General features: G+C 53.8%; 20 protein-coding genes. 11 read left to right on the top strand and 9 right to left on the bottom strand.

The window, feature by feature from the left end; all coding sequences use genetic code 11:
• From ACP158_RS15230 to ACP158_RS15220, 3 genes are all read left to right on the top strand, one after another.
• Positions 1 to 1,815, top strand: coding sequence for a sodium:solute symporter family protein (locus ACP158_RS15230; protein WP_424946952.1), 1,815 nt, complete (start codon positions 1 to 3; stop codon positions 1,813 to 1,815).
• A 348-nt stretch (positions 1,816 to 2,163) separates the two neighbouring features.
• The gene (locus ACP158_RS15225; RefSeq protein ID WP_424946951.1) at positions 2,164 to 2,520 is read left to right on the top strand and encodes a hypothetical protein; all 357 of its coding nucleotides are present in this window, start codon (positions 2,164 to 2,166) and stop codon (positions 2,518 to 2,520) included.
• 38 nt (positions 2,521 to 2,558) lie between these two features.
• On the top strand, positions 2,559 to 3,020 hold the full coding sequence (locus ACP158_RS15220) for a YqaA family protein (RefSeq protein WP_424946950.1): 462 nt from the start codon (positions 2,559 to 2,561) through the stop codon (positions 3,018 to 3,020).
• On the opposite strand, the gene arsS is transcribed toward ACP158_RS15220, so the two are convergent.
• The 3 genes from arsS to ACP158_RS15205 form a co-directional block, all read right to left on the bottom strand.
• On the bottom strand, positions 3,012 to 4,004 hold the full coding sequence (gene arsS / locus ACP158_RS15215) for an arsenosugar biosynthesis radical SAM (seleno)protein ArsS (RefSeq protein WP_424946949.1): 993 nt from the start codon (positions 4,002 to 4,004) through the stop codon (positions 3,012 to 3,014). The two genes, ACP158_RS15220 and arsS, sit on opposite strands and share 9 nt — an antisense overlap.
• Positions 4,005 to 4,162: 158 nt before the next feature.
• Positions 4,163 to 4,795, bottom strand: coding sequence for an endonuclease III (gene nth / locus ACP158_RS15210; protein WP_424946948.1), 633 nt, complete (start codon positions 4,793 to 4,795; stop codon positions 4,163 to 4,165).
• A 63-nt stretch (positions 4,796 to 4,858) separates the two neighbouring features.
• Positions 4,859 to 5,527, bottom strand: a complete 669-nt coding sequence (locus ACP158_RS15205) for an RnfABCDGE type electron transport complex subunit B (protein WP_424946947.1) — start codon at positions 5,525 to 5,527, stop codon at positions 4,859 to 4,861.
• A gap of 219 nt (positions 5,528 to 5,746) precedes the next feature.
• On the opposite strand from ACP158_RS15205, the gene ACP158_RS15200 reads away from it, so the two are divergent.
• Both ACP158_RS15200 and ACP158_RS15195 read left to right on the top strand, forming a co-directional pair.
• Positions 5,747 to 7,063: an SPL family radical SAM protein gene (locus ACP158_RS15200; protein WP_424946946.1), complete on the top strand. Its 1,317-nt coding sequence runs from the start codon at positions 5,747 to 5,749 to the stop codon at positions 7,061 to 7,063.
• Between the two features lie 20 nt (positions 7,064 to 7,083).
• Positions 7,084 to 8,703, top strand: coding sequence for an NAD-dependent malic enzyme (locus tag ACP158_RS15195; RefSeq protein WP_424946945.1), 1,620 nt, complete (start codon positions 7,084 to 7,086; stop codon positions 8,701 to 8,703).
• Positions 8,704 to 8,755: 52 nt separating this feature from the next.
• Here ACP158_RS15195 and ACP158_RS15190 read toward each other — a convergent pair whose 3' ends face one another.
• From ACP158_RS15190 to ACP158_RS15170, 5 genes are all read right to left on the bottom strand, one after another.
• Complete coding sequence (locus ACP158_RS15190) at positions 8,756 to 10,117, bottom strand: DNA methyltransferase (protein WP_424948485.1); 1,362 nt, start codon at positions 10,115 to 10,117, stop codon at positions 8,756 to 8,758.
• A gap of 137 nt (positions 10,118 to 10,254) precedes the next feature.
• Entirely contained in the window at positions 10,255 to 11,298 is a 1,044-nt protein-coding gene (locus ACP158_RS15185; protein WP_424946944.1) for an ABC transporter ATP-binding protein, read from the bottom strand.
• A gap of 41 nt (positions 11,299 to 11,339) precedes the next feature.
• The gene (locus ACP158_RS15180) at positions 11,340 to 13,010 is read right to left on the bottom strand and encodes an ABC transporter permease (RefSeq protein ID WP_424946943.1); all 1,671 of its coding nucleotides are present in this window, start codon (positions 13,008 to 13,010) and stop codon (positions 11,340 to 11,342) included.
• 22 nt (positions 13,011 to 13,032) lie between these two features.
• On the bottom strand, positions 13,033 to 14,091 hold the full coding sequence (locus ACP158_RS15175; protein ID WP_424946942.1) for an extracellular solute-binding protein: 1,059 nt from the start codon (positions 14,089 to 14,091) through the stop codon (positions 13,033 to 13,035).
• A gap of 221 nt (positions 14,092 to 14,312) precedes the next feature.
• Positions 14,313 to 16,664, bottom strand: a complete 2,352-nt coding sequence (locus tag ACP158_RS15170) for a heavy metal translocating P-type ATPase (RefSeq protein WP_424946941.1) — start codon at positions 16,662 to 16,664, stop codon at positions 14,313 to 14,315.
• Between the two features lie 191 nt (positions 16,665 to 16,855).
• Here ACP158_RS15170 and argS point away from each other — a divergent pair, with 191 nt between their 5' ends.
• The 6 genes from argS (at position 16,856) to ACP158_RS15140 (ending at position 23,957) form a co-directional block, all read left to right on the top strand.
• Positions 16,856 to 18,595: an arginine--tRNA ligase gene (gene argS / locus ACP158_RS15165; RefSeq protein WP_424948484.1), complete on the top strand. Its 1,740-nt coding sequence runs from the start codon at positions 16,856 to 16,858 to the stop codon at positions 18,593 to 18,595.
• A 39-nt stretch (positions 18,596 to 18,634) separates the two neighbouring features.
• On the top strand, positions 18,635 to 19,306 hold the full coding sequence (locus ACP158_RS15160) for an SPOR domain-containing protein (protein WP_424946940.1): 672 nt from the start codon (positions 18,635 to 18,637) through the stop codon (positions 19,304 to 19,306).
• Positions 19,307 to 19,360: 54 nt separating this feature from the next.
• Positions 19,361 to 20,299 (top strand): hydroxymethylbilane synthase, encoded by a 939-nt coding sequence (gene hemC, locus ACP158_RS15155; RefSeq protein ID WP_424946939.1) that lies wholly within the window; start codon positions 19,361 to 19,363, stop codon positions 20,297 to 20,299.
• A gap of 23 nt (positions 20,300 to 20,322) precedes the next feature.
• The gene (locus ACP158_RS15150; RefSeq protein ID WP_424946938.1) at positions 20,323 to 21,114 is read left to right on the top strand and encodes a uroporphyrinogen-III synthase; all 792 of its coding nucleotides are present in this window, start codon (positions 20,323 to 20,325) and stop codon (positions 21,112 to 21,114) included.
• 116 nt (positions 21,115 to 21,230) lie between these two features.
• A complete protein-coding gene (locus ACP158_RS15145; RefSeq protein ID WP_424946937.1) occupies positions 21,231 to 22,616 on the top strand; it encodes a uroporphyrinogen-III C-methyltransferase in 1,386 nt (461 codons plus the stop codon).
• An 18-nt stretch (positions 22,617 to 22,634) separates the two neighbouring features.
• Positions 22,635 to 23,957 (top strand): heme biosynthesis protein HemY, encoded by a 1,323-nt coding sequence (locus tag ACP158_RS15140; RefSeq protein WP_424946936.1) that lies wholly within the window; start codon positions 22,635 to 22,637, stop codon positions 23,955 to 23,957.
• A 36-nt stretch (positions 23,958 to 23,993) separates the two neighbouring features.
• On the opposite strand, the gene ACP158_RS15135 is transcribed toward ACP158_RS15140, so the two are convergent.
• Positions 23,994 to 25,013, bottom strand: coding sequence for a CDP-6-deoxy-delta-3,4-glucoseen reductase (locus tag ACP158_RS15135; protein ID WP_424946935.1), 1,020 nt, complete (start codon positions 25,011 to 25,013; stop codon positions 23,994 to 23,996).
• Positions 25,014 to 25,070 lie beyond the last annotated feature (57 nt).

The raw sequence follows: 25,070 nt of genomic DNA, 5'->3' as shown, positions 1-25,070 counted from the left end.
ATGATTAAAGGCAACTTTATCGACAATCTGCCTAAGGTGTACGGCATGTACACCGGCGGATTTTTAGCCTTCGTTCTGCTGATGGCCATTCTTGAGCAGCTGGGCGTTGGCGCTGATACCATCGGCATCCTGTTCGTCGCCTTCACTGTGGTGATCTATGCCGGCATCGGCTGGTTATCCCGCACCATGCAGGTTGACGCTTACTACGTCGCCGGTCGCCAGGTGCCCGCCGTATTTAACGGTATGGCGACTGCCGCCGACTGGATGTCTGGGGCATCATTCGTGGCAATGGCCGGTGGCATCTACTTCGGCGGACACGGTTATTTAGCGTTTGTGGTCGGCTGGACCGGCGGTTACGTATTGGTGGCGTCGTTGATGGCGCCCTACTTGCGCAAGTTTGGTTGCTACACCGTGCCCGATTTTATCGGCACCAGATACGGCGGCAACCTGGCGCGATTCTTCGCGGTGGTGGTTTTGACCGTGGCCTCGTTCACGTATGTGACCGCGCAGATCAACGCCACCGGAACCATCGCCTCGCGGGCCTTGCAAATTCCGTTTGAAGTGGGCGTCTGGTTCGGCCTGTTAGGCATCTTGCTGTGTTCCATGTTAGGCGGAATGCGCGCGGTCACCTGGACTCAGGTTGCGCAATATATTGTATTGATCATCGCCTATCTGGTGCCGGTATTCTGGATGTCCAACAAGCAAGGTTTCGGGCTGGTGCCGCAATTTGTTTACGGCGACGCGGTGGCCCGAATCGGCGAGTTGGAAGCGATGTATAATTTAGGTGGGCTGGAAGCGGTGGAAGGCGCGAAGAAAGGGCTTAAAGCGTTGAGCGTTGCTCATGCCGCGGCGGGCGATAGCTGGAAGTTTGTAACCCTGGTGCTGTGCATGATGGCCGGCACTGCGTCATTACCGCATATCCTGATGCGTTATTTCACCACGCCGTCGGTCAAGGCCGCACGCCAGTCGGTGGCTTGGTCGCTGCTCTTCATCTTCTTGCTGTATTTCACCGCACCGGCGTTGGCGACCTTTACCAAACTGCAAGTGCTCGATCCCAATCTTGCGACTGGCATTATTGGCAAGGCCATCTCCGACGTTAGCGCGTTGGATTGGGTGCAGAAGTGGGCCAATATTGGCTTTGTGCAGATTATCGACGCTAACGGCGACGGCCTGTTGCAGATTAATGAGTTCTTCATGCGCGGAGATATTGTGGTGTTGGCGACGCCGGAAATTGCCGGACTGCCTTACGTCATCTCCGGCCTGGTGGCCGCTGGCGGCATGGCTGCGGCGATGTCAACCGCGGACGGTTTGTTGCTGGCAATCGCAAATGCACTGTCGCATGATTTGTATTACAAAATCATCGATCCAAAAGCCGAAACTAAAAAGCGCTTGCTGGTTGCCCGTATCCTGTTATTGGCAATTGGCGCGGCCGGCGCCTTCGTCGCCAGTCTCAAACTCACCAGCATCTTAGGCGCGGTGGCATGGGCTTTCGACTTCGCATGTTCAGGCTTGTTCTTCCCGATCGTGTTGGGAATCTGGTGGAAGCGCGCTAACCGTCCCGGCGCATTAGCGGGCATGTTGTGCGGTTTCATTGCCGGCAGCCTCTACCTATACTGGGTGGCCCCCGCGTTTCTTGGCAATGACCCATGGCTTGGCATCGATCACCTGCGCTTCGGCATCATCGGTATGCCAGTGAGTTTGATCGCAATGGTTGCGGTGTCGCTGATGACCGCCGAACCCGATGCGGAAACCCAGGCAATGGTGGATGAAATCCGCGTGCCTTCGGGTAAAACGGTGCTTGATTCTACGCATTAGTTTCCGCGCATTAGTGCTTTCGTTCCGCCACGGATGGCGGGGTGGTGGCGTGATGGTGACCGCCAGGCCCGTCATTCCGTGCTTGACACGGAATCCAGTAAGACATTACGCGGCGAAGCCGCGACATTATGGTTTTGTGTCTCGCTTGCGCGAGACGAATATAATGACTGGATTCCTGCTTTCGCAGGAATGACGGTGAGGGGGCGATAGCCGCACCTTTTCCGCGGCGGCTGTGTCCCGCTTAGCGGGACACAAAACCGTAATGTTAGCGGTGACGATGACGACGGCGATGCCGCCGACCGCGGCGTAACCACAACAACAAAGTCAGCATAACTTCGCGACAGCAAAATGTATGAGCATTTTCCAATTTGGCTGTTAGCCGCCGACTACATTATGGGCGTGATCATGTGGACCCTGATCGGTCGATTTGCAATGGGAATTTTCCTGCCCCAGGACAGTTCATTTTTCTTTATGCGCTTCTTCGTGCGCGCCACCAATCCTTTGTTAAAACTGTTTTCGCCGATCACCCCCGGGTTTTTGATCGGGCCTTTAACTCCACTGTATGTGGCCTGGTTTTTTTACATGATACGGTTTTACCTGATGCCGTTGTTGTTAGGCTATTCGGTCATGGGCACGTTGTCGTTTCCTTTGGAAAGCGAGTTCGCGCATGGCATTGCAAATTTAATCGGGAAGTTTGTGAATTGAAAAGTTTCAAGCCCATTCGAAAACGATGAAATGTAGATATGACCGCTGAGCTAACATCGCTTTTTGTCGGATCGTTGCTGGCATCCACGCTGGTTCCCGGTGGCGTTGAGGTGGCGTTATACTATTTGTATCAATCCGGCGAGCATGGTTTTTCCTCGCTTTTGGGGGTGGCAACTTTCGGCAATACTTTGGGTGGAATCATTACCTATTTTATGGGAATTATTTTACACCGAGGCCTTGCAGGATTTGGCTGGCATCAGCGTATCCGGCGATTATTCAAACTGGAGGATAAAGCGCTGTCGCGGGTTAGAAAATGGGGAATCCCGGCATTGTTTTTTAGCTGGATGCCGATAATAGGCGATCCGTTGTGTCTGGCTGCGGGGTATTTGCGACTTTCATTTTGGCCAAGCGCGGCAATGATATTTATCAGTAAGTTTGCGCGCTACGCAGCCTTGCTATGGGTGTTTTCCCAACCCTGGTTTACCGCGCCCTCAAGTTAACGCGCCGCCACAACTGCTGCCTGCGCCCGCAGTGCATCCAAAGCAATGCTTGGCGACTGCAATGGGGCCATCCTCGAGGTCGCCGCTTGCAATTTCCCATAGCTGTTTTCGTCCATGGTTTCGTCCCTGTTTTCGACCGGGCGCCGCCAACGGCAAGCCCAGCATCTGATTGAAATCGCAGTCGTAAACATAGCCTTGCCAATCGACGTTAATCAAATGTCGGCACATCAGCGCCTCGACCGCGGCCGGATTGAAATTTTCCGCCAGCAACCGATGATAACTCTGCGACTGGCCGGTGCGATTCAGGTAATGTTCAAAGCGATTAATGGGCAGATTGGTTATGGTTAACAGGCGATTAAAATCAATATCAAAATCTTGCTTGAGCCGGGTTTTGTAATCATTTTGCAGTTCGGTTTGCGCCGGCGGTAATACCGGGCCAATGGGGTTGTAAACCAGATCGATGGTTAGCTCTTCGGTTCTGCCATAGCCCGCCGCATTGAATGCCTGCAAGCCGGAGATGCTTTTGCCGAATACGCCTTTGCCGCGCTGTTGGTCAACATTTTTTGAGGTGTAGCACGGTAATGAGCAAACCAGCCGAATCTTCCTTTCCGCATACCATTGCGGCAGGTCTTCCTGACCCGGTTCATATTGGACGGTGATGTTGCAACGCGAGGTGATGCTGATGCCCTGCGCCACAAAGCCATCGCAAAACTTGCGAAAATTCGGAATCAATTCCGGTGCGCCGCCGGTGATGTCTACAGATTTAATGCTGTTATTGCTTGCCCAGTCCAGAATTTTTTGCATGGTTGCCCAAGCCATCATCTCGGTTCGTTTAGGCCCGGCATCGACGTGGCAATGCGCGCAGGCTTGATTGCATAAGTAGCCGACGTTGATTTGCAGTTCCGATAACGCGGCCCGACGCAGGGGAAAGTGGTTGTGGGCTTTGAGTGCCTGATTGAAATCGTGGTGTACGTTAATATCCATCTTGACTATCTATGTTGTGCGGGTGCGGGTTCGTTTTATTTTAGTTGTGCTACCATCAGGCGCTGAGCCCGCGTTGATATTGAGATTGTATCGCAAATGTGATCGCGATTAGTCGCTAATTGCTCAGCCGGGTTCAACCGCATCTTTTCAACGGCCTCTTAGTGGTAACTATGAGCGGTATCGCAAATATCACTCAAAATACACTCGGCGCATTTAGGCTTGCGCGCGATACAGGTATAGCGGCCATGTAAAATAAGCCAGTGATGGGCGTTTAGTTTGAAACGATCGGGAACCGATTTCAATAATGCTTTCTCAACCGCCAGCACATTCTTGCCTGGCGCGATACCGGTACGATTTGAAACTCTAAAAATGTGCGTGTCCACGGCGATGGTGGGTTGGCCGAACGCGGTATTGAGTATCACGTTGGCGGTTTTTCGCCCAACCCCGGGCAACGCCTGCAGTTGTTCTCTGGTTTGCGGGACTTGCCCGTTGTGATGTTCCAGCAACAGCGCGCAGGTTTTGATGATGTTATTGGCTTTGGTGTTAAACAAACCGATTGTTTTAATGTGGCGCTTTATTTTTGCGACCCCGAGGTCTTTTATTGCCTGCGGGGTATTGGCCGCCGCGAAAAGTTTTTTTGTAGCAAGATTGACTGAAACATCGGTTGCCTGGGCCGATAAAATCACCGAAATCAATAACTCGAATTCGGACTGATAGTTTAATTCTGTGGTCGGCGTGGGCGTATTCTTTTGCAGTCGCTTAAACGCAACGGTAATTTGGCGGGGTGTCATCTTTGTAATCCTGGTTTGTAATCCTGTCGCGCAGTTAATTTTGCGCCGCCGTAAAACGGGTCATCATGGCTTGCCAAAGTATGCTTTGCCCGGTGTTTGTTTTTGAGGTTGTTGCTGAGATTTTCGATTGACGGCCGCAAGAATTTCTTGTTGCATTTGTTTGCGCGCGATCACTCTTTTGCGCTTGATTCTAACCTGTTCGCGTTGCCGGTTTCGTTCGATTGTTTGCTCAGTATTAAGCCGCGCCCGCGCAACCTGCTGCAGGGTAAAGTCAGGCCACGGGCTGTTTTGCTGCCCTTTGGTTGATTGTAAATCGGGTGCCACCAGCACGATGCAGTCGGTCGGGCAAACTGGAATACAGAGTTTACAGCCAGTGCAATCATCAACGATGACGGTGTGCATTAACTTTACCGAACCAACGATACAATCCACCGGGCAGGCTTTTATGCATAACTTGCATCCAATGCATCCAGCCTCGTCGATGTAGGCGATTTGTTTTGGCTCGTTCGCGCCGTGCTCTTCATTGAGTGCCAACGCAGGTTTATCAAGCAGCTCCGACAATGCATTTATGGTCACTTGCCCGCCCGGAGGACACTGATTGATCTCGGCTTTGCCCTGAGCAATCGCCTCCGCGTATTCCCGACATCTCGGATAGTCGCACAAGGTGCACTGGGTTTGGGGCAGGCATCGATCGATGCGGTCGATCAACGGGTTTGTAGAGGTGTTTGTCATTGTTAGGGCAATGGAATAAATAGGCGGGTATTGTATTGTGGATTATATGGCAGTGAATGAAGCATTGAGCGATTGCCAACAATAATGATGATAAACTTCGCCGTAATTATCTTCGCCACTATTATATTCAAGCCAGCGAAACAGTGCATGCGTACAAGGAATACACTGGCAGGATCAGAAATACAAACTTTATGACCAACATTGTCCTCAACGCCATCAGTGACTACCAGAATTGACTACCCGCAAAAATTCGAGCGCATCGTCGCCCAAACCCAGTTTGGTTTATTGCCGACAGCCGAGCAGGCGTTTCTCAAACAGAAGGCCTATGAATTTCGGTTCACTCAGCAGGAGTTGCGTCTGCTCAGCGAGATGGCTTTGGAGCGTGTGCGCTGGAAGGAATCGCCGCTGTCCGGGCAATGGCCGGTTGGCGGGATTAATGGCGCCGCTGTAAATGACGCCGCTGTAAATGACGGTGCCGCGAAAAAACGCGCCTTTGCATTATTAAGAGAAAAACAAGATGCGTTGCGGAGTCAGGAAAACGACTACCGCAATTTATCGCCGCGCGATAAACCTAGAACACAAAAGCCGTTGCTCAAAACCGTGGCGCGGCCAAAGTTAGGCTTGGGCCGTTGCCCGGTGGCTTCCGAACGCACCCGTTGCTGCAATTTGATGACGCTGGATGCGGTGAAAAAATGCGGGTTTGATTGCAGTTATTGCAGCATCCAATCGTTCTATCATGGCAATCAAGTGCAATTCGACAGTGGCTTCGCGGATAAATTATCGCGCCTCAAACTTGACCCGGATAAAACCTATCACATCGGTACCGGTCAGTCTTCCGATTCCTTAATGTGGGGAAATCACCAGGGCGTGCTGCAGGCGTTGTGCGATTTTGCCGACCGCCATCCGAATGTGATTCTTGAACTCAAAACCAAGTCCAGGAACATCGGCTGGCTATTGAAAAATCGCGTGCCGCGCAACGTAGTCTGCACCTGGTCGCTCAATCCGCAAACCATCATTGATTGCGAAGAGCATTTGTCGGCGAGCCTTAGCCAACGACTGGATTCGGCAAAGGCGCTTGCCGATAAAGGTTGCGTGGTGGGGTTTCACTTCCATCCGATCATCCATTACCGCGGTTGGGAAACTGATTATCGGGCGATATGCCAAAACTTGATGGCGCAATTTGACGCCAGCCAAGTGGCGATGGTGTCGATGGGTACGCTGACTTTCACCAAGTCGGTCATGAAAACGATTCGGCAACGGGCGTTGACCAGCAAGATTTTGCAAATGCCGATGACGCAATCGGCCGGAAAATTCTCTTATCCAACCGACATAAAACTGAAACTGTTTCGGCAGGTCTATGGCGCGTTAGGGGACTGGCATGACCCAGTATTCTTTTATCTTTGCATGGAGCCGCAGGCGTTATGGGAGCCGGTTTTCGGATTTGACTACGCTGACAATGACGCCTTTGAGGCGGCCATGAAAAATGCCTATTTCGCCAAGATAATCAACATAAGGGCAAATACCGGCCATTTATAGCATCCGACAATAGATAAGCCATGAACAAAAATCCAGGACTAACCGGCGTGGCGTTGTTGCATGATGCCGCCCACAATAAATCCACCGCCTTTACCGACGAGGAGCGCGACCGATTAAAGTTGCGCGGGCTGTTGCCGGCCGCGGTCGGCAGCATGGCGACTCAATTGAATCGCGTGCGGGCGAATATGCGGCGCAAGGACAGCGACATCGAAAAATACATTTTTCTTTCGGCGTTGCAGGAGCGCAACGAGCGTTTGTTTTACCAGTTGATTATCGAAAACATTCGGGAAATCATGCCGCTGATTTATACCCCGACAGTCGGGCAGGCGTGCAAGGAGTTCGCCAATATTTTCAGGCGCGAGAAAGGGTTTTATATCACCGCCAATGATCGCGGCAGGATACGGAAAATACTCGATAACTGGCCGCACCGAGACATTAAAATCATCGTCGTCACCGATGGCGAGCGCATCCTTGGGCTGGGCGACTTGGGTGCCAATGGCATGGGCATCCCCATCGGCAAGCTGAGCCTGTACTGCGCTTGCGCCGGCATCCCGCCGCAGCAGACATTGCCGGTGATGTTTGATGTCGGCACCGACAACCAAGCATTGTTGGCCGATCCGGTTTATCTCGGCGTCAACCAAAGACGACTGCGCGGCGATGATTATTTTAGTTTGATGGACGAGTTTGTCGCCGCCGTGACCGACGCCTACCCCGGCGTGCTGATCCAGTTTGAAGATTTCGCGGCTGATAATGCGTTCGCGCTACTGCAAAAATATCGGCATACAACATTTTGTTTTAACGATGATATTCAGGGCACGGCCGCGGTGGTGCTGGCTGGCGTTTACGCATCGACTCGGCTATCCAAAAAGAACTTCAAGGACTTGAAGTTCACTTTTTTAGGCGCAGGCTCAGCGGCCTCGGGCATCGGTTCCATGATCGCCCAGGCGCTAATGGCTGAGGGACTGAGCCATGACGAAGCGCATCAGCGATTGTGGTTTTTTAACAGCAAGGGGCTGGTGACTCGGTCTCGGGAAAACCTGCCGGCGCATATTAAAAACTTCGCCCACGATGTGCCGGACTGCGGATTTTTGGACGCCATCGATATTCATAAGCCGGATATCCTGATTGGCGCGACCGGCACGCCCGGCACCTTCACCGAAGACATCGTCGCCAGGATGGCAAAGATCAAAGCGCGCCCCGGCGTATTTGCGTTATCCAACCCGACCAGCCGCGCCGAATGCACCGCGCAGCAAGCCTATCAATGGAGCGCCGGCCAAGCCATTTTTGCCAGCGGCAGTCCGTTCGATGAAGTCATGCTCAATGGCAAGACATTGCGGCCGGGACAGGGAAATAACGCTTATATTTTTCCCGGCGTAGGATTAGGCATGATCGCCTGCCAGACAAAAACCATTCCCGATGCGATCTTTTTGGAATCCGCAAAAGCATTAGCGGAGTTTGTGACCGAAGATGATTTAGCGTTGGGCTCGATTTATCCGGTCATCAACGAAATTCGCGCGGTGTCCCTGAACATCGCCACGGCGGTGGCAAAGTATGCCTATGCGAACGGCTTAACCGAGCAAGCGGCACCGAAAGATGTCGAGGGTTACATCCGCTCTATGATGTACGAACCGGAATACTGAGGCAGAGTGGGAGCGAAAGCCGAACCGCGCGCATTTAGTCATTCGACAAGTGCTACAGCAAAGGTAAATATTCCTGGAATGCTTCTCCAGTACGCGGATGCGCGAGCGGCGGCATTATCGGCTCAATATTCTGAAAATGCTCGTCAATGGTGTACATGATTAAGCGGTTATATTCCTTCGCGCCCATTTGTAGCGTTCCTGCTTGGGCGATACATTTTCTGACCGCGGGCGTGTCCCATTTTTCCAATGTGATGAAAACGCCAATCGCCGCTTTGCCGCCGGCGATCATACCGAAAAAAGCGCGCAGGGAATCGATGCTCGGTTTCCCGCCTTTCACTTGTGCGAAGCACAAATGCTCCTCTTTCGCCGCCCCATAAATCAGTGCGCGACCGTCGATGCCGCCGTCGCCGCGTTGCACCGTGTTCGGCGCAAAGCCGGGGATGCGCGTGACCGCCCACTTCTCGAAATCGAACGGGTTTCTCTCAGCAAAATCGGTCGCTCCTTTCAGATCTTTCGGCACACCCGCCAGTTCGATATCCAAATCTTTCATGCGCTCGCGTCGCACCACTTCAATTGCATAAGCAGAAATATCAATGCCGATCCAATCGCGCTTTAAGGAGTGCGCGGCTTCAATGGTGGTGCCGCAACCGCAAAACGGATCCAATACCAAGTCGCCTTCGTTGCTACTCGCCATGACAATTCGTTTCAGCAACGCCAACGGTTTTTGCGTTGGGTAGCCGAGTCGTTCTTTTGCCATAGGGTTTAGGGTTTGTATATCCACCCAAACGTTCACCGGCAACTTTGTTGTATCACTGGCATCTATTCGTGCCCCTTTTGGATTTTTAGCGCGCTCTAATGATTTTTCGGCACGCTCCATCATGACGTTTTGAGGATTGAAGGTATAATGGTCTGTCTTGGAATAGAATAAAATCGCGTCATGTTTTTTTGCATAATGTCGCTTGCTTGCGCCGCCTGTTTGGTAGTGCCAAATTATTTCATTCCTGAAATTACTCTTGCCAAACACCTCGTCCATAATGATTTTCAAGTAATGCGATGCGGTTGGGTCGCAATGTAGATAAATACTGCCAGTACATTTCACTAAGCGGTGCATCGTTGCAATGCGCTCCGCCATATACGAAAGATAGGAAAGCATGCCGCTGCCGTCCGGATAGATTTCTCTGAATGCGCGGATGGCGCGATGGGCCGGGTGGGCAATCGCACTGTTTATCAAATCAACACGTTTTTCTGCATCGCCATCCCATTCCCATGTATCGGTGAAGGCGGTGAGCTGAGCTAGGTCGTTTTTATCGCCGCCGTTCCTTTTAGTACCGAAAAGAATGTTGTAGTTTGCCTTGCTGTTGAATGGCGGGTCCAGGTAAATCAGGTCAACAGAGTTGTCGTCCCATTTGCCCATCACGTCCAAACAATCGCCGTAGTAGAGCGTATTTTTTTTTCATGTGTGGTGCATCTATAACAAACTGTAGCGTGAAATCAATTATTATACCAAAATTAAATGACCGCAAATGCCAACGTTGGAATAGTTTCCTCCACTCACACTGGAAACATCACCAGGTGATCGATTTCCAGTTTTATGCCGAGATCTTCGCCGATGGCGTGGTTATGGTGCGAGGGCACCAACGACAGAATTTCGGCGCCGCTGGGCAGTGCCAGGGTGTACAGATAACTCTCGCCGCGAAATATTTTTTTCTTGATCCTGGCGGTCATTTCGCTGTCATCGTCATGGATGATATCGTCGGGTCGAACCAGCAGCTGAATGCGCTTGCCGGGTTGGGCATCGTCTGGAAGATCACCGGTAAGCACCGCCAGTTCAGACCAGATTTTGTTTTGATCCAGAATAGCGGCATCCAGAAACACGCCATCGCCGACGAAATCCGCGACGAATCGAGTGGCCGGTTTATGATACAAGTTATACGGCGTATCCCACTGCTCAATTTTTCCGTCTCTCATCACCCCGACCTGATCGCTGAATGTAAACGCATCTTGTTGATCATGGGTCACCAAAATACAGGTGGTGCCGATACTTTTTAATAACTCACGCACCTCCTGCCCGAGGCTTTCCCGCAGCTCCAAATCCAGACTGGAAAAGGGCTCATCCATCAGCAGCAATCTCGGTTCAGGCGCCAACGCACGAGCCAATGCAACCCTTTGTTGCTGCCCGCCGGAGAGTTCATGCGGATAGCGGTTGCCGAATCCGGACAATCTGACATAGCGCAGCATTTCTCCGACAATGGCTTGGCTGTTTTTTTTATCACGGCCATGCAATCCGGCGGCAATGTTTTTTTCCACGGTCAGGTGCGGGAACAGCGCGCCGTCCTGAAACACCATGCTGAGATGGCGTTGCTCCGGCGGAATATTGCCTTCGCGGCTGGAAATGCAGGTGTTGTTCAGGATGATGGAACCGCTGATGAGTTTTTGAAATCCTGCAATAGCGCGCAACACGGTGGTTTTGCCGCAGCCACTCGGACCCAACAAACAGGCCAGGGTGCCTTGTTCGAGTTCGAATGAGGTGGAATCCACCGCGCTCTGATTTTCATAGCGGCAACTAATCTTCTCTACTTTAAGTATCGGCGGCATTGGATGACATGGGATGACATTCGAGGGGATGGGAGCCAGGACTAATCGGGCTGGCGCGCTAAAACTTGAGAAGACGAAATTGTTTTGCTTAAAACAATCACTGGAATAAGCCCGCAAAGGACAATGAATAATGCGCCGAGGGCGCTTTGCTCGATCATTTCATCTGCCGCAAATAAGTAAACATGGGTGGCCAGGGTTTCAAAATTGAATGGGCGCAGCAACAGAGTCGCGGGCAACTCTTTCATGCAATCGACAAACACGATCAAGGCGGCGGTGAAGATGCCGCTTTTAATCAACGGCAAATGATAGTGCCGCAAAGTTCTGAACGGGGGATGCCCGAGCGTGCGCGCGGCCATGTCAATGGAGGTTGAAATTTTGGAAAAACTCGATTCGATGCTGCCGATTGATATTGCCAGGAATCTAATCACATAAGTCAATATCAATGCGAAGGTTGTGCCGCTCAGTATCAATCCGGTGGAGACGCCAAATTGCGCTCGGAAAAATCCATCCACTGCATTGTCAAATGCGGCCAGGGGAATAATCACGCCCACTGCCAGCACCGCGCCGGGAACGGCATAACCCAGCGACGCCAGTTTTGATGCGCCGCCCAGCCAGGCATTGTCCTCGATGCGCCTGGCATAGCTCACGAATACGGCGAGCACGATACAGCATATTGCCGCAATGGTTGAAACTGACAGGCTGTTTAGCGCGTATTGACGAAACTGCGCGGTCCAGGATTGCTCGAAGTAGGCGACCCCGTAGTTAATCAGCATGCCGAGCGGGATGAAAAACCCGGCCAGAACCGGCACAAAACAAGCCATGAACGCGCCCCATTTTGCCAGCCCGGTCAGTTGAATTTTTTCCGTGCTGGTGAATCTGCCCACGCTTTGGTAAAAACCGATGCGTTTTCGCCCGATATATTCCAGGCCGATTAGCAACAGCACGAAACTCAGCATCACCACCGCGATCTGCGCCGCGCCGCCCAGATTGTTCATGTTAAGCCACACATCAAAAATCCCGGCAGTCAAGGTATGTATGGCAAAATAATCGACGGTACCGAAATCGTTAAGCGTCTCCAGCAAGGCCAAGGCGATGCCGATAACAATACCGGGTCTTGCAATCGGCAATGAGACAAACACAAAGGTATTGAACTGAGAGCGCCCCATCAGGCGGCTGACATCGAGCAGGTGGGGCGATTGCTCCAGAAACGAGGCGCGCGCCATCAGGTAGACGTACGGGTATAACACCAACCCCATCAATATTATTGCGCCGCCCATGCTGCGCACATTGGGGAACCCGTAGTCGCGGGCAAGTTGCCAGCCAAACAATCCGCGCAGCATGGTCTGGATCGGCCCGGCGAATTCCAGCAGGTCGGTGTATAAATAGGCGATGACGTAGGCCGGGACGGCAAGCGGGAGGATTAACAGCCATTCAAAATATTGTCGACCGGGAAACGCGCAGGCGCTGACCAGATAAGCGGTTGATACCCCAATCAGGAAAACCGATAGGCCCACACCGGCCATTAGCATGACTGTGTTGGAAAGGTAGCGCGGCAACGCGGTGCTGAGCAGATGAGGCCAGATGTTTTCGGCCGGGAACAACGCCAGCCAAACTATGGCAAGCACCGGCAGCATTGCGATCAGGGCAATGCAAGTGGTGCCGATGCGCCAGGCGGCGGCGCTATTGCCGAGGCCTGAATGCGTATCGGTCATGGGCGATCATGGTCGGTCATGGTCAGTCATCGTAACCGACGCGGTCGGCCATCTTGGAGGCTTCGCGTCGATAGGAGGCGACTTCGGCGAGGTCGACATGGTCGCGCTTGAAGTCGCCCCAGGCTTGGACTGAATCCGCCAGCGCAACGCCTGGCTTGACCGCATATTCGCCATTCAATTGGGCATACATTTGTTGGGCTTTTTCGCTGGCCAGAAATTCCATGAGTTGCAAGGCGTGGTCGCGATTAGGCGCATGTTTGGTCATCGCCATGCCGCTGATGTTCATGTGGGTGCCGCGACCAGTTTGCCCAGTTTGCCCAGTTTGCCCAGTTTGATTAGGAAAGACAACGCGCACCGCATCGGACCAGGGTTTTTGTTTCGGGTCGGCAAGCATTTTATGCATGTAGTAATGATTGATCACGGCGATGTCGCATGCGCCCTGCTTAATCGCTTTTACCTGCGCGCGATCATTGCCTTCGGGTCGGCGCGCCAGATTGGCTTTTAGTCCGGTCAGCCATTGCTCGGCGCGCGCCGCGCCGTGATGGACGATCATGGCCGCGGTCAGCGCCACCATGTAGGCGTGCTTGCCCGAGCGGGTGCAGATCATGCCCTTGAATTTCGGCTCCGCCAAATCTTCATAGGTGGTCACGTCGCCGTCGCCAACGCGATCTTTTGAGGTGACGATAATGCGCGCTCGGGAGGTCAGGCCAAACCAGTGATGTTCAGGGTCGCGCATACTGGCCGGGATGTTGTTATCCAATGCTGTCGATTGAACCGCCTGGGTCAAGCCGGCATTCTTGATATCCGATAAAGGTCCAATGTCGGCGGTGAACACCAGGTCGGCCGGGCTGTTGACGCCCTCGCTGCGCAATTTCTCGAGCATGCCTTTTTCGGCGAATACCACATTGACCTCTATTCCGCTGGCGGCGGTGAATACATCAAACATCGGCTGGATAAGCTGCGGTTTGCGGGTTGAGTAGACGTTGACCTCAGCGGCCGCATCGCTGATGGAAACCCCCGGTAGAACGATGGTCGTCAAGGTGGCCAGGGTAACTAAGGTGACGGATAGCCGTGTTTTCATAGACGAATGGCCGGTTCAATGGACTGTTCAGAGTAGGTAATGCCTGAATCGTAATGCAAGTGATAATGATTCGCAATAGCATTTGGCTATTTTATTTTCACGGTAAAAGCAGATTTGCTGCGCCGTGGAGCAGGCAACAGGTCGCCGCGGCAACCGCGACGGCGTGACGGTCACGGCGACTCAGGCTGATTTAGGCGCGCTGCGCCCCGCCCCGAGAAGTCCTAAATCTTGGCCGAGCGCAGTCTGAGGGCGTTGAGGATGACCGACACCGACGACAGGCTCATGGCCGCCGCCGCGAACATCGGCGAAATAAGAATGCCTGAAAACGGATAGAGAATTCCCGCCGCCACCGGCACGCCTGCGGCGTTATAGATCATCGCGAAGAACAGGTTCTGCTTGATGTTGCGCAGGGTCGCCCAGGACAAACGGCGGGCCCTGACGATGCCGTTGAGGTCGCCCTTGACCAGCGTGAACCCGGCGCTTTCTATCGCCACATCGGCGCCAGCGCCCATGGCGATGCCGACATCGGCCTGGGCCAGCGCGGGCGCATCGTTGACGCCGTCGCCGGCCATGGCGACTTGCCGACCTTCGGCCTGCAGTTGCTTGACCATATGCGCCTTGTCCTGGGGCAGCACGTCGGCGCGGATTTCATCGATGCCAAGTTTCGCGGCCACCGCTTTCGCGGTGCGCTCATTGTCGCCGGTGGCCATGATGATGTGGAAGCCTTCCGCGCGTAACGCGTTCAGGGCGGCGGGCGTGGTTGCCTTCAGCGGGTCGGCGACCGCGACCAGGCCGGCGATTTGCGCGCCGATGATGACGAACATCACCGTTTCTCCCTGATCGCGCCGGGCATTGGCGGTCTCAGCCAGACTGGCATGATGGCCGCCATCCAGCCCCATATCGGCGACCAGCCTGGCGTTGCCCAACGCAACCGCCTTGCCATCGACGATGCCCTTGACGCCCTTGCCGGTAACCGCCTCGAAATCCTCCGCCTGGGTGATCTTGATGCCGCGCTCCTCGGCGCCACTGACGATCGCCTCGGCCAACGGATGCTCCGAGCCGCGCTCCAGGCTCGCCGCCAGGCGAAGCACCTCGGCCTCGTCGTAACCCGGCTCGGGCAGCACCGCGACCAGTTTTGGCTGGCCGAGAGTCAGCGTACCGGTCTTGTCGACGATCAGCGTGTCGACCTTGGCGAAACGCTCCAGCGCCTCGGCGTTTTTGATCAGCACGCCGGCCTGGGCGCCGCGTCCAGTCGCGGTCATGATCGACATGGGTGTCGCCAGGCCCAGCGCACAGGGGCAGGCGATGATCAGGACGGCAACGGCCGACACCAGGCCATAAGCGAGCGCTGGCGGCGGGCCCCAGATGGACCATGCGACAAAGGCGAGGATGGCGACGCCGATCACCGCCGGCACGAAAGCGCCGGCCACCCGGTCAGCGAATTTCTGGATCGGCGCGCGGCTGCGCTGCGCATTCGCGACCATCTCGACGATTTGGCTCAACAGAGTGTCGGCGCCGACGCGTTTCGCCTCAATCACGAGACTGCCGGTGCCATTGATGGTGGCGCCGGTGACCGCGTCGCCCGCGACTTTCTCGACCGGTATCGCTTCGCCCGTGAGCATCGACTCGTCAATCGAGGAGCGACCCTCGACCACCACGCCGTCGACTGGCACCTTGTCGCCCGGGCGGACGCGCAAACGGTCGCCGACCTGGATCTCCTCAATCTGGATTTCCTCTTCTTGCCCGTCCTCGCGCCCGTAATTACGAATGACCAGGGCGGTCTTGGGGGCGAGATCAAGCAGTGCCCTGATGGCCGACCCGGTGCGTTGCCGCGCCCCGAGTTCCATCAACTGGCCGAGCAGGACCAAAACGACGATCACCGCGCCGGCCTCGAAATAGACGCCGACGTTGCCGTCCGCATCGCGAAATCCGTCCGGGAAAATTGCCGGCATGAGCACCGCGACCAGGCTGAACAGATAGGCCGCGCCGACGCCTATGGCGATCAGCGTGAACATGTTCAAACTGCGGTTAATCACGGATTTGACGCCGCGCGCCAAAAACGGCCACCCGGCCCACAGAATGACCGGTGTGCCGAGCACCAGTTCGATCCAGAGCGTCGCCCGCTCGCCGAAGATATCGCGCACGCCGAGCCCCACATAAGGCCCCATGGTCAGCACCAGGAGCGGCGCGCTCAGCACCGCGCCAACCCAAAAGCGGCGCTTGAAATCAGCAAATTCGGGGTTTGGTTCGTCGGCGTTTGCGGGCACCCCCATAGGCTCGAGCGCCATGCCGCATTTCGGACAATCGCCCGCTTGGTCGCGCACGATCTCGGGGTGCATGGGGCAGGTGAAGCGGGTGCCGCGCGGCGCGGGCGCCGGTTTTCCGTCAAGGTAGCGGGCCGCATCGTCCTCGAACTTTTGCCGGCAAGTTGTTGAGCAAAAATAGAAGCGCTGGCCGGCGCGCTCAACCACATGCCGAGCGGTTGCGCGCTCAACGCTCATGCCGCAGACCGAATCCCGGACTATGCCGGCCGCGTCATGGTCGTGCTCATGTGAATCGGTGTGCGTGGTCATGAGCAGGATGTGCAATATATTGAGGGTACAGAATGCATCATACGTAGATCAACTTCAGTATACGATGATTATATGGCATGTGGCGGAGTTTTTTCCAAGGCATTATCCGATTGCCCTATCCGATTTCCTGGCAATGAAAACAAGGTACAATCGCGCCCCAGTTTTCAATGCCTTGCCCGGTTCAGGACACCATGAAAGATATCGTCATTCACCTTCTCGCTCAAGCGGTGGAAGCGCTGCAAAAGCAAGGCGTGCTGGATGAATCCGCGGCGCAGTCCATCAGCGTCGAGCGCACAAGAGAGGCCGCGCATGGCGACTTCGCCAGCAATCTGGCGATGAAATTGGCCAAACAGGTTAACACCAGCCCGAGACAGTTGGCGCAGAAAATTGTTGCGGCGCTGCCCCAATCCGAGGTCATTGAGACAGCCGATATCGCCGGTCCTGGGTTTATCAACTTTCATCTCGCACGGTCCGCCTATCTTTGCGTGATTGACCGAATTCGTCATGAACCTGCGGCATTTGGGCGCAGCGACATCGGCCGCGGCCAGCGCGTGATGGTGGAATTTGTGTCAACAAATCCAACCGGCCCGCTGCACGTCGGCCATGGCCGCGGCGCGGCTTACGGCGATGCCTTGGCCCGAGTGCTGCGCGCGGCCGGTTATGATGCCCACAGCGAATACTATATTAATGATGCCGGCCGGCAGATGGATATTCTGGCGCTGAGTGTGTGGCTGCGCTATTTGCAACGCTGCGGCAAGGAAATTCAATTTCCAGAGAATGCCTATCAAGGCGATTACGTCCGTGACCTGGCCGCGCAATTGAAGGACCAAGCAGGCGAGTCCTATTGTATAGACACCTCTGAGCTGTTTAAGGCGCTGCCCGATGCCAAAGAGGAGTCCATTGATCGGCTAATCAGTCGTTGCCGGGAGCATCTGGGCGATAAGGATTTCAGGGTTTTGTTCGATCTTGGCTGCGAGGCCATGGTGGATGATATTCGACAGGATCTGGCCGAGTTTGGCGTGCTGTTTCAGGCCTGGTTTTCCGAGCGCAGTTTATTGGACAACGGTGATATCGATAAATCAATAAAGACGCTGGAACAGAATGGCCATATTTACGAGGCCGACGGCGCCAAGTGGTTCAGGGCCACGGATTTTGGCGATGACAAGGACCGCGTGGTGGTGCGAGCCAACGGCGCACATACCTATTTTGCATCGGACACGGCCTATCACTACAACAAGGCGCAGCGCGGCTTCGATAAAATTATTAACATTTTCGGCGCCGATCATCATGGCTATGTCAAACGCCTGCATGCGTCATTCGAGGCGCTCGGAAATGACCCCGACCGACTCCAGTTTTTAATCGTGCAGTTCGCGATTTTGTATCGCGGCGGCGAAAAAATATCGATGTCAACGCGCACCGGCGAGTTTGTCACTTTGCGCGATTTGCGCGCCGAAGTGGGTAATGACGCGGCGCGGTTTTTCTATGTGCAGCGCAAGCCCGACCAGCACCTGGATTTTGATCTGGACTTGGCGAAATCCCAGTCATCGGACAATCCGGTGTATTATATTCAGTATGCCCACGCCCGAATTTGCAGCGTGTTCCGCCAACTTGAACAAAGAGGCATGCCGACATTAACAGACGCGACGCCGAATTATGCCTTGCTCAAGGCGCCGCAGGAATTCGATTTGCTCAAGACGCTGTCGCGCTTTCCCGAAGTGGTGGAAGCCGCGGCCAGTGGTTTTGCGCCCCACCAAGTGGCATACTATTTGCGGGAGTTAGCCCATGTATTCCATACTTACTACAATGCACATCCGTTTCTGTCCAGCGCGGACGATGTCCGGCTTGCCCGGCTGGGGCTGATTGACGCAACCCGCATCGTGATTGCCAATGGCTTGGATCTGCTGGGCGTTACCGTGCCGGAAAAAATGTAGGGTCATGGTGATGACGATGACGACGCGCGGGAATTAATCATGCCCCAGGCAAAGCGCAGAGCAGCAAGGTCAGGGGCCAGCCACAGGCAATCCTTTCATGGCCTGGGCTTGTTGTTGGCCGGCATGGTGATTGGCTCGCTGGCGACCATACTCTGGCAGGGGATGCAGGCCGGGGACGGCGGGGTTGGCGCTGGCATTCGCGGGTTGTTTGAACAGTTCAGGCAAGCGGACAAGAGCAAGGGCAATACCCCAGAACATAACCGCGGGCATAACCGCACGGCGAGCACTCAAGCCAAGCCGCAAGCCACATTTGATTTTTATACGGTGCTGCCGGAAATTGAAGTCGTGGTGCCCTCGGTTGAATCTGATTTATCATTCTCACTATCGCCAGCAAATGTTCCCCGGAAGACGACTGCCAACGTCGCCGCTAAGGTCAGCGATGCCAACGTTGCCAGGGTCAGCGATGTCAGCGCCTATATGCTGCAGGCCGGCTCCTATAAAAACCCGGCGGATGCCGACCGCCTCAAGGCCGAACTGGCATTCCAGGGCCTGGTCTCCACCATTCAAAAAATCAGTATTCAGGACCGGGGGGATTTTTATCGGGTCCGGTTAGGCCCCTATGCCAGCTACGAGCAAATGGCGGCAGCCGATCAGAAACTTGCGCGCCAGGGCATAAAAACCTTGCGTTTGAAAATTTCAACCGGCGGATAATGGGTTTTGCGTTTGTCGGTCTTGCGGCATCGAAGAAAATCCCAACCAACCTGATTGACCATGAAAACGTTGCGCATTGGAACACGAAAAAGCCCGTTGGCGCTATGGCAGGCAAACTATGTGCGCGCCGCATTGCTGAGCGCGCACCGGGATATTGAGGTTGAACTGGTGCAGATTATCTCCGCAGGGGACAAAATGCTGGACACGCCGTTGTCGGCTGGCGGCGGCAAAGGCTTGTTTTTAAAAGAGTTGGAATTGGCTTTGCTGGAGGGCTCGATTGATCTGGCGGTGCATTCGATGAAAGACGTGACCGTGAAGCTTCCCGATGGGCTGCATATCCCGGTGGTCTGCCGGCGAGAAGATCCACGCGATGCCTTTGTGTCGAATGAATTTGCATCGCTATCCAACATGCCCGCAGGCGCTTTGGTGGGAACGTGCAGCTTGCGCAGACAATGTCAGGTACTCGCGCATTACCCGCATTTGGCGACTAAAAATTTAAGAGGCAACGTGAATACCCGCTTGGCGAAACTCGATGACGGTCAGTATGCCGCCATCATTCTTGCTGTGTCCGGGCTGAAGCGACTGGCGTTTGAGCATCGAATAACCGAGGCGATTGATCCCGCAATTTGTTTGCCTGCGGTCGGCCAGGGGATTGTGGGCATTGAATGCAGAAGGGACGATCAAAAAATTAATCAATGGATTGCGCCGTTGAATGACCGCGATGCGTCGGTGCAAGTTAATGCCGAGCGGGCGGTCAACCAACGCCTCGGCGGCGGTTGCCACGCGCCGATCGCGGCCTTCGCCGAACTACAGCCAGCGCCGCGCGAACAATTACGGCTACGTGCATTGGTCGGCACGGTCGATGGCGCGCGCATTCTGCGTAGTGAAATCACCGCCGCCGCGTCCGCTCCTGAAACATTAGGTTTTGCTGTGGCCGACGATTTGATTGGCCAGGGCGCCGCCGCTATTCTTGCTTCCGCGCCTAACCCCTAACCCTTAACCATGAACCATTAATCATGAACCGGGATTCATTGCACGGGCTGAAAATTTTAATTCCGCGCCCGCGCCCTTTCGGCGAGCGCATTGCAAGTTGTGTCGAGTCCCGCGGCGGCACCGCGATCCTGTTTCCGGTAATTGAAATCACGCCACCCGCTGATTTCGCATCGCTGGACGCAAGCCTCCGTCAATTGACCGAAGTGGATTTAATGGTATTGGTCAGCGTGTCGGCGGTCAATGGAGTGGTTGAGCGTCAACGCGCATTGCATCAACCCGCCGGGCGCGCGGCGATTCCTGAAGGCTTAAAGGTTGCTGCGGTGGGCGCAAAGACCGCGGCGCGCTGCGCGTCATTGGGGATTAACGTGGATTTTGTCCCCGGCCAGCGCATGAGCAGCGAAGGCTTGCTCGAATGTATGAACGGATTTAGGGTCAAGGATAAAAAAATCGTCATTTTCCGCGGTCAGTCCGGCCGCGAGTTATTGAAAACGGAACTGGAAAAACTTGGCGCTCAGGTCAAGTATGTCGAGTGTTATCGAAGACGCACCACATCCCAATCCATACAGCCGATTATAGGGAAATGGGCGCGCGGCGACATTAATGCCGTGCTCATAACCAGTGTTTCAATATTAGAGAGTTTAATTGAGTTGTTGGGCAAGCCCAATTTTGAATTGCTGAAACAGACCATAGTCATCACTATTAGCCGCAGAATTGCCAATCAATGCGTACAGGCGGGCATCGACCAGGTTGTGGTTGCGGACACGCCCGACGACGAAAGTGTTTTGGAGAAGTTGCAATTTATCATGACGAAATAATCGCAAAGAAATCATCGTGACGCAATCATCGTGACGCAATGAAGGCGCGGTTGATTGTGACAATGAACTCGGGTTAGGGTAGGATAAACCAGCATTCATTATTTGAGAGAAAAAAGGTGGCAGCCAGCAAAACAACAACCGGGCGGCAAGGCCGTTCCGTTGCAAAAAAGAAAACAGGCAGGAGCAAGGTCGGCGCAAAAAAAACGCCAAGCACTGAGGCAAATGATTCGGGGACCTCGCCGTCCATTGATACGCCGGCGAATAAACCAGCGCAGAAGGTTAAATCAGCGGGCAAGGTGGTTGCGTGGGCCGCATTACTGGTTAGTGTTTTAGCGTTGGGCGCGGGCGGCTATGCCTGGTATTTAACCGCCGTGGACTCCCGGCTTGATGTGGGTCAGCAGCAGGAGCGATTTAATGCACGATTTAATACACGATTTAATACAATTGAGCAAAGGATGAGCGGTTTCGATGCGGTGCAATCCGATGCCAACTTGCAGGTCGGTCAATTACAAAACCAAATTGCGCTGGCTGAAGATAACTTCAGTGACCAGATTAGAACTATTCGAGGAGAAATTGCTGCACAGGAATCCGCGGTGCGTGAGCAAGTTTCAACGTCTGAGCGAGTCATCAATGCTCAAGCGGATAATTTTCGCCAGGAATTTAACGCGCTGTCGGATTCAATGGTAAAACTGCGCGCTGAACTGGGACGCGGCATCGATAGCTGGATGCTTGAAGAAGCGGAACAGTTAATTTTTATCGCCAATCAGCAATTGCAATTTGCCGGGCAATTTTCGGGAGATAGCGGCCTCGCCAAACGCGCTCTGCAATATGCGGATGAACGATTGCGAATGTTGGCCAATCCTGCGCTCAACCAAGTGCGGCGGTTATTGGCGACCGAAATAACCGCGTTGGACAATGTGCAAGTTGTCGATGCCGTCGGGGTATTGAATAAGTTGTCCTCATTGTCAGGCACGGTCGAAAATCTCGCGCTTGCCGGTGATATTGTCATCCCAGAAAAAACCGGGCCGGGAAAAACCGGCGGCGCAGTTTCAGGATCGCGCTCAGAGCCATCCACAATCGAAGACGCTGAAACCGCGAATTCGGGCGCGGAAGTCTCCGGCATGAAGCGCTACATGCAACCGATTATCGATGCTGGCGCATCGTTTCTGGCCAGCCTGGGCGATCTGATTCAGGTGGAGAAAAACGGCAAATCCATAAAGCCGGTCATTTCCGCGGAACTCAGGCAGATGACTTATGCGAAAACCAAATTAATTTTGGAATCAGCGCAAATCGCATTTATTCGACAACAGCCTGAGCTGTATCAAAATCGAATTCAAAGCGCCGCAATTTGGGTTGCTGAAAACTTTGCTCAGAATTCGGAACAAACAGCGCATTGGCTGGCGCAACTTGATGAAGTCGGTGCGATATCGCCGCAAGCAAAAATACCCGATATTTCCGGATCTTTGAAAGCGATTCGCGCGGTAATTAAAAGCGCAAACTGAGTTGCGGAAAACCGGATTATGAAATTAGTTGTCACTATTATCCTCGCGCTCGCAGTGGCTGTCGGCTTGGCGTTGGCAGCCATGGATGACCCGGGATATGTGACGCTTGCCAGAGATCCTTATGTTGTGCGACTGCCGTTGTTGTTGTTCGTGTTGCTGCTTGCTCTCGGATTTGTAGCGCTGTACTTGCTGTTCAACTTTATTGCCGGGCTATTTCGAGTGCCAAAGCGGTATCGGCAATGGCGAACCCAAAGCAATGAAAATAACGCGCATAAACATACCATGGCGGGTTATGCCGGACTCATCGAGGGAAACTGGGCCAAGGCCGAACAGGCATTGCTGAAAAAACTCGAGTACAACAAAACCCCGCTGATGAACTATCTTGGCGCCGCCTATGCCGCACAGCAACAAGGGCATACCGCGCAGCGCAACCAATATCTTGATGACGCCCTGAAAAAACACCCGCGGCATCAATTGGCGATTAATCTTGCGCGCGCACGATTGCTGTATAAAGCGGGAGAAATCACGGAGTCGAGAAATTATCTTGAAAACTTGCGCAAGAGCGTCCCGAAAAATGTTGCCGTAGCCAGACTGCTGGCGGATGCTTATCAGGCGTTAGGCGACTGGTCGTCGCTGGTTGATTTAGTGCCGGCATTGAAAAAACTGAACGCGTATCCAGAGCAGGAGATGAGTCACAGAGAGCGGCTTGCCTACGATAATTTGATGGCTTCGCCGGCGCTGCTGCATGATGAACTGCATGACGAACCTGGGCGCCCGGCAACAGCCTGGAAATCCTTGCCGGCGGCAAAAAGAAAAAATCCGCAAATGATTGCCAGTTATGTCACTCAATTGATCAAAGCCGGCAAGTTCAAGCAGGCTGAAAAAGATTTGCGCAGCGCGCTTAATCGTAAATTCGATGCCGAATTGATGTATCTATACGGCAGGGTGGAGAGTCCATTTCTTGAATATCAAATTCAATTGGTGGAATCCATCAGCAAGAAACAAAAACAATACAGCGCGCATCCGGATTTGTTGTTGACCCTGGCGCGGTTGTATCGGTATAACGGCGAATATGAAAAAGCGAAACAATACTTTAAGCAATCCATCGCCGCCGGCGGGCGCCATGAAGCGTTTATGGATTTGGGATCTTTGCTGGAGCAGACCGGGGATAAGGACGGCGCTTTGTTCCACATTAAAAAAGGCGTGGAGGCGATGGCGACTGATGTCGGCAATCACCTCAAAAATCACCCCCAAAATCACGCTGCCGCCCATCAGGGAGAGATCGTGTTTTTGGAGGACCGCGGCGCAGACGGCAGGGAGGTGATGCCGATCGTGCGTTAATGGTCGGTCGCAATAGCCATTACGCGACACCAGAAGTCAGGCGGGCTTGGCGAACTCAAAAGAGTCGAAGAAAAATCGATCCTGATTCAGTCCCTTTGCCAGCAAACTATTGCGAACCGCATCAATCATTATCGGCGGCCCGCTGGCATAAACATCGTAATTTTCGAAATTATCGAAGGCTTTGCTGACAATGTCGTGGACAAATCCGGTGTCGCCTTGCCAGTCATCGGCAGTGCTGTCTGACAGCACTGGGGTATATTTGAAGTTAGGGTATGTTTCGAGCCACTGTTTAATCAGATCGCCCATGTACAAATCCTGCTCATCGCGCGCGCCCCAGAATAAATGAATATCCCGGTCGGGGTTTTGCGCTGCCGCTTGCTGGAACAATCCTTTGATCGGGGAGAAGCCGGTGCCGCCGGCAATCATAATCATCGATTTATCCGCTTCGGACTGTAAAAAATAAGTGCCGAATGGTCCTTCAAATCGCAATAAGTCCCGTTCTTTCATCGAGTCGAATACTCGGGGGGTAAAATGACCATCGGCAACGCGACGAATGTGCAGTTCCAGCCCTTGCTCCAGTGCTTGTTCAGGTAAATTCGCCACGGAAAAACTTCGTCGCTGACCGTCCTTTAGAATAATATCGACGTACTGGCCAGCGATGAAACTGAATTCCTGGGTTTTCGGCAAGGTCAAAAACAGTTGAATGACATCTTCTGCCAAGCGCGCAATTTTTCCAACCCGGCAGGGCAGCATCTTGATTTCAATATTGACGCCGGTCATTATCTCCTGAACATCGATGACCACATCTTCCAGTGGAATCGCCTGACAAAGCAATACTTTCCCTTGCTCTTTTTCGGCATCGCTTAACGCGAAATCCTCATAGTCGCCGTAATCAACCAGGCCGCTTATCAAATCGCTTTTGCAAGCGCCGCAGACTCCACTGCGGCAACCATAAGGATAAATTCGATTGTCGCGCAACGCCGCAGTGAGAATGGTTTCGTTCTCGTTAGTCGAGAAACTCGTGTCGTTGCGTTGATTGGTGACCGAAAAGGGCATGGGTTGATTGTGCGCCAAAAAGTGGTAGCCTTATTATAGAGTAACTTTCGACTTGTC

The sequence above is a fragment of the Candidatus Spongiihabitans sp. genome (assembly GCF_965247905.1).
In the GTDB taxonomy this organism is placed as follows: domain Bacteria; phylum Pseudomonadota; class Gammaproteobacteria; order Arenicellales; family Poriferihabitantaceae; genus Spongiihabitans.
The sequence above is the reverse complement of the archived record's forward strand: the minus strand, read 5'-3'. Positions and strand labels throughout refer to the sequence as shown.